This window comes from Deferrisoma palaeochoriense (assembly GCF_054656955.1).
Genome location: NZ_BAAHXI010000113.1, coordinates 1 through 5,552, shown reverse-complemented (window position 1 = coordinate 5,552; position 5,552 = coordinate 1). Strand labels below are relative to the sequence as shown.

Below are 5,552 nucleotides of genomic sequence, written 5' to 3'. Positions count from 1 at the left end.
GCGGCGGTTTCAGGGGCCTGGGCCTCGGCCGGGGCTTCCCCTCGACCGCCGTGCGAGTCCGCGGGAATCTCGGACGCCGCCGGTTCCTGCGGGACGGCCTTGGCGGTTTCGGTCCGGTCCTTGGCCCCCTCGTCGGAAGCCGCCGGTCGAGACTTCTCGCTTGCGGCCGCGGGGGGATCCGCTCGCGCCTCCCCCGTGTCCCCCTCCCCGGGGGCGCCCTGCGGGGCCGCTTCTTCCCGCGCGGTCGCCGGTTTCTTCTTCCTGGAGCGCCGCCGTCGCCTTCGCTTGGACTTCGGGGCTTCCGCCGACTCACTTTCGCTCGGTGCTCCGCTCTCCTCCGGTGGGGCGGCTTCGTCCGCGGCCTGCTCCGCGGGGACGGCCTCGTCGGCCGGGGATCCCTCCGGTGGAGTCTCAGCCGTCTCCTGCGTCGCCTGCGCCTCCCCGGTCTTCTTCTTTCGGCGCCGGCGCCGGCGCTTTTTCTTGGCCGGCTCCTCCGTCGGGGACGCGCCTTCCGGTTGCGCCTCAGCGGGCGGTTCCTCCGCCGGCGGTTCGGCCTCGGGTTCGTCCTCCATCAGGATATAGGCCGGGGCGCGTTGGGCCCGTACCGGGGGCTCCGGAATGCCCTTTTGCACCGCCAGAAGCTCCTGGGGTACCCCGGCCGCGTTGGTCTCGGTGCGGGGCTTGCCGTTCTCGACGAAGACGAAACAGTAGTCGTTGGGGCCTAAGAGGGGCTCCGCGAAAATCTGGATGGATTTCTCGAACTCCCGTTCCCACTCCGAGAGTCTCCGGCGTTTCCGGTTCAGGAGCAGGGCGGCCACGTCCGGGGGCACTCCCACGCGGATCTGCCCGAGTTCCTTGCGGGGCAATTCCGCCTGGATCATTCGCAGGATGGCGAGGGCGAAGCTCTCCGTCGTGCGCACCCGGCCCGAGCCCCGGCAGGTGGAGCAGGGGCGGGTCACCGCCGCGGCCGCGCCGGGTTTCAGCCTCTGGCGCGACAATTCCAACAGCCCGAACTGAGAGATGGAGCCCACCTGGGTACGGGCCTTGTCCTCCTTGAGGGCCTTCTGGAGGGTGCGTTTCACGGCAGCGCGGTTCGCCGCGCTTCGCATGTCGATGAAATCGATCACGATAAGGCCCCCGAGATCCCGGAGTCGCAGTTGCCGGGCGGCCTCCCGAGCGGCCTCCTCGTTGACCTTGAACGCGGTTTCCTCGATGTCCTTACCCTTGAAGGCGCCGCCGGAGTTGACGTCGATGCTCACCAGGGCCTCGGTCTGCTCGATCACGATGGAACCGCCCGAGGGAAGCGGCACCGTCTTCTCATAGATGGTGGCGAGTTGCTGCTCCACGTTGTACCGGGCGAAGATCGGGGTGCGCCGCTGGTGGAGCTTGACCCGTCGGGTGTACCAGGGCATCACGGCCTGAAAGAACCGCCGCACCTGCTCGTACACCTCGGGGTCGTCGATCCACACCTCTTCCACGGCGGGGGTGAAGTAGTCGCGGATGGTGCGGATCACGATGTCGGATTCCTGGTAGAGCAGGCTCGGCGCCGGGGCCTCCTCGTAATCCCGGAGGATCCGCTTCCACAGCCTGAGGAGGTATTGGGCGTCCCGGGTGAGCTCCTGCTTCGTGCGCCCTTCGGCGGCGGTGCGCACGATGTAGCCCATCTCTTCCGGCACCTGGGCGGCGTCGAGGGCCTCTCGCAGTTGCTTGCGGGTGGCCTCGTCTTCGATCTTCCGGGAGACGCCCCGCTTGGCCACGTAAGGCATGAGCACGAAGTACCTGCCCGGCAGGCTGATATAGGTGGTGAGGGCCGCCCCCTTCTGGCCGGTCTCGCCCTTGCGGACCTGCACCATCAGTTCCTGGCCCACCCTTAGGGCGGACGTTGCACGCTTGCCCTCCGGGAAGTACCGCTGGTGGATGTCGTCCACGGGAAGGAAGCCGTTCTTCTCGGCCCCGAAGTCCACGAACACGGCGTCGAGGCTCGGCACCACCTTGACGATGCGGGCCTTGTAGATGTTTCCTTCCAGGCGTTCCACCTGGGCCGTCTCGACGGCCACCTCCTCGAGGAGCCCGTCCGCCACGATGGCGATCCGGCTTTCCTCCTCGTTGACCACGTTGACAAGCATCACTTTCGACATGGGCTCCTCGCAGGGGCCGGGAATGCCTCCCGAGCATGAATCGAAACCGATCGGACTCCGAAAACGCCGCAGTATACACCATTTCCCCCGAGCTTTCGGAAGCCAAAAGATGGCTGGCAGCCCGGCTGCGGGAATGGGAGGGCTCGGACCTGGGCCAAACGGTGCTCCGGTGCCTCGGCTCGGCCGGGCTGGAGCGGGGTTGGCTCGTGGGCGGCGCCGTGCGCGATGTGGCCCTTGGGCGGCCGCTTCCCCCGGATCTGGACCTGGCCCTCCCGGTTCCCGACGCGAGGCCAGTGGCCGAGGAGCTCGCGCGCGGTCTCTGCGGACATCCGTTTCCCCTGGACGAGGGCCGCGGGGCCTGGCGGGTGGCCCTCCCGGGGGGCGCGACCGTGGACGCCGTGCCGCTCAGGGCCTCCACGTTGGAGGAGGATCTGGAACTTCGGGATTTCACGGTGAACGCCATGGCCTGGCGGCTGGGTGGCGGGCCCCTGGTGGATCCCCTCGGGGGCCTGGCCGACCTTCTGCGCGGGGAGCTTCGCGCCTGCGGCCCCGGGGTGCTCGAGGCCGACCCGCTGCGGGTGCTGCGGGTCTACCGGTTTTCGGCGGCCCTGGGGCTCCGGGTCGGCCCGGAGCTTGCGGGGCGGCTCGCCCGGGCGGCGCCGGGGCTCGACGGGGTGGCCCCTGAGCGGGTGCGCACGGAGCTCTTCGCCACGCTGGACCTCCCCGCCGGTGCCGGCGCGCTCCGGCGCATGGCCGAGGATGGGGTTCTCGCCGCCCTGTTTCCCTTTGTCGAGGCCTGGCGGGGATTCGACCAGGGAGACTACCATCGTCACGACCTCTGGGAGCACGCCCTGAGAACGGCCGAGGAAGCGGCGCGCCTCGCGGCCGGGGAGGGCTGGATCCCCGAGCCCGGGCGGCTCAGGGAACACCTGGCCGAGGAACTGGAGGCCGGGATCACCCGGCGGGCACTCCTCGTGATGGCAGCCTACCTCCACGACCTGGCCAAACCGGAGTGCGCCGTCGACGAGGGGACCCGGCGGCGGTTCACGGGGCACGAGACTCGGGGCGGGCACCTCGTGCGGGGGCTCCTGGCCAGGCTGCGGGTGGGGCGCAGGGCCCGCGGGGCGGCCCAGAGGGTCGTGGCCGCCCACCTCAGGCTGTTCCAGCTTTCCCGCCAAACCCCGCCCACGGAGCGGGCCCGCCTGCGGTACCTCAGGGACCTGCGCGCCGAGACCCCGGAGGCGGTGCTCCTGGCGGTGGCCGACGAGCGGGCTACGGGAGAGGATTCTCCCCACCGGGAGGCGGTGGAGCGCACCGCGGCCGAGGTCCTGGCGCTGTACTGGCGGAAACGGGACGAGGAGGAGATCCCGCCGCTCCTCAGGGGGCGCGACCTGGTGGAGTTGGGGGTTCCGCCGGGGCCGGAGGTGGGGAGGCTCTTGCGCCAGGTGGCCGAGGCCGAGGCCCGGGGGGAGGTGGCGACCCGGAACGAGGCCCTGGCCCTGGTGCGCCGCCTCCGGGAGCGGACCTGATATCAACCCGGCGCCGGTGGAGGCGCGCAAGGAACTCGCCGGGTCATGCCTATTTGGCCACCGGACCTTTAGAGGCATCGCCGGCGGTGGGTGGGGGACTGGTTCCGGCCGGGCGCGAGTGCGGCATCCGGCCACTGTAGGAGCCACGCCCGGCGCTCCAGCAGGCCCCATGCCCCCGACCGTGTCGATTTAACCGCCGGAGTAATAGCAAGAGAGCCGCGCGTGGGCCCTCACGCCACGGGGTGGGTCACGAATGCGGGCCGTGACCGAGGACCGACGACCGACGACCGAAGACCGGGGTTTCCTCTCCATGCGCCAACTCGACCTCTTTGCCGATGCGGACGCCCTTCTGCACCGGGGCTGGGCCCGGTTGGGGCGACTCGACCTGGCGGGGGCCGCCGAGGACCTCGAGGGGCAGGAGCGGCGGCGGCCCGGCCCGGGCACGGCCGAACTCCGGGAGGCCCTCGGGTGGATTCGGGGGCGGCTGCCCGAGGCTTCGGAGGCGGAGGGGCCCGGAACGCTGCGGCTGTGCCGGGCCCTCCGGGAGGGTCGCACCGGGTGCTCCGCCCTGGATCGAAGGCCCTCGGCCCGGCGGGGTCTCGTCCGGGCCCTGGCCGGGCGGTTCGCCCCCCTGGCCCGGGCTCATCCGGCCGCCCCCCTTGCCGAGGGGCTCCCGTGGGCGGTGTTCCTAGCCTGGGCGGGGCACCCGGCCGAGGCCGCGCCGGCGCTCGAGGAGTGGGTCCGGCGGGTCCCGGAGGAGCCCCTGGTCTGGCTCGCCCTGGGGGACGCCCGGGTCCTCCAAGGCTGGGAGCGGGCCGGGCGGGCGGCCTACCGGGAGGGGTTCGGGTTGGCCCCGGACTCGTCCTGGGAGGTGGAGGATGCGGCCTTGGGGCCGGCCCGGGCCGAGGTGGCCCGGGCGGCGCCCTGGGGGGGACCGTGGTGGGCGGTGGGGCTCTACGAGGCGGGGTGGTTCCCGCGGTACGGGCCCCTCACGGCCGGGGAGATCGCGGCGCGGTACGAGCGGTTCAAGCGGCTGAGTTCCGGGGAACCCGGTCCGAGGGCGTTCTTTCTGGGGCTCGCCCTCTCGGAACCCGCCGCCGGGGTCCCGACACGCCTGCGGGCCACGGTGCGTCGGCAGATGCGGGAGATGGCGCCGGAGGTGTTTGAGGCCCACCTCGATCGAATCCGGGGGGAGGGTTCGTAGCGCGCCGGGCCCCGGGGACCTGCCGTGCGGGGGATCCTGCTCGCGGAACCGCCCGTTTCGCCCCCGGGACCTGGCGCGGGAGCGGCGCCCGCGGCGGCCCTCTCCGGTGGATATGACGGGGTCAAAAAAATGCCCGATCGGCGACTTGACACCGCGATCGGGTTCGTCTAGCATCGCCGTTCCTTCTGCGGGGGGTGTTGCGCCCCTGTGGACTCCGGCTGGCGTAGCTCAACTGGCAGAGCGGCTGACTTGTAATCAGCAGGTTGCGGGTTCGAGTCCCACCGCCAGCTCCAACGAAAGCGACTCCAGGCAATCTGTGGTGGGGTTCCCGAGCGGTCAAAGGGAGCAGACTGTAAATCTGCCGGCGATGCCTTCGGAGGTTCGAATCCTCCCCCCACCACCACTTTCTGCCCGGTAGCGGGAGTAGCTCAGTTGGCTAGAGCATCAGCCTTCCAAGCTGAGGGTCGCGGGTTCGAGACCCGTCTCCCGCTCCATTTTGATATAGGTTCGTGAGCCCACGTAGCTCAGGCGGTGGAGCACTTCCTTGGTAAGGAAGAGGTCACCGGTTCAAGTCCGGTCGTGGGCTCCAGCATTGCTCTCACTCCCCCGGCCCGCCCCGCGGTGGTCGGGCGGTTTTTGTTTGTCTGGCTGACGGAACTAAAGTTGACGAGGAGAGACCGC

General features: G+C 70.9%; 3 protein-coding genes and 4 tRNA genes. 6 read left to right on the top strand and 1 reads right to left on the bottom strand.

What is annotated here, in order from left to right:
* On the bottom strand, positions 1–2,138 hold a 2,138-nt coding region (locus ACYQ8L_RS17930), incomplete at its 3' end, for an Rne/Rng family ribonuclease (RefSeq protein ID WP_459943189.1).
* Between the two features lie 35 nt (positions 2,139–2,173).
* Here ACYQ8L_RS17930 and ACYQ8L_RS17925 point away from each other — a divergent pair.
* From ACYQ8L_RS17925 to ACYQ8L_RS17900, 6 genes are all read left to right on the top strand, one after another.
* Complete coding sequence (locus ACYQ8L_RS17925; RefSeq protein WP_459943188.1) at positions 2,174–3,667, top strand: HD domain-containing protein; 1,494 nt, start codon at positions 2,174–2,176, stop codon at positions 3,665–3,667.
* 253 nt (positions 3,668–3,920) lie between these two features.
* Positions 3,921–4,871, top strand: coding sequence for a hypothetical protein (locus ACYQ8L_RS17920; protein WP_459943187.1), 951 nt, complete (start codon positions 3,921–3,923; stop codon positions 4,869–4,871).
* Positions 4,872–5,088: 217 nt separating this feature from the next.
* Positions 5,089–5,164, top strand: a tRNA-Thr gene (locus ACYQ8L_RS17915).
* Between the two features lie 25 nt (positions 5,165–5,189).
* Positions 5,190–5,274: transfer RNA gene (locus ACYQ8L_RS17910), tRNA-Tyr, on the top strand.
* A 14-nt stretch (positions 5,275–5,288) separates the two neighbouring features.
* Positions 5,289–5,365, top strand: a tRNA-Gly gene (locus ACYQ8L_RS17905).
* 19 nt (positions 5,366–5,384) lie between these two features.
* Positions 5,385–5,460 (top strand) — tRNA-Thr (locus tag ACYQ8L_RS17900).
* The last annotated feature ends 92 nt before the right edge of the window (positions 5,461–5,552 follow it).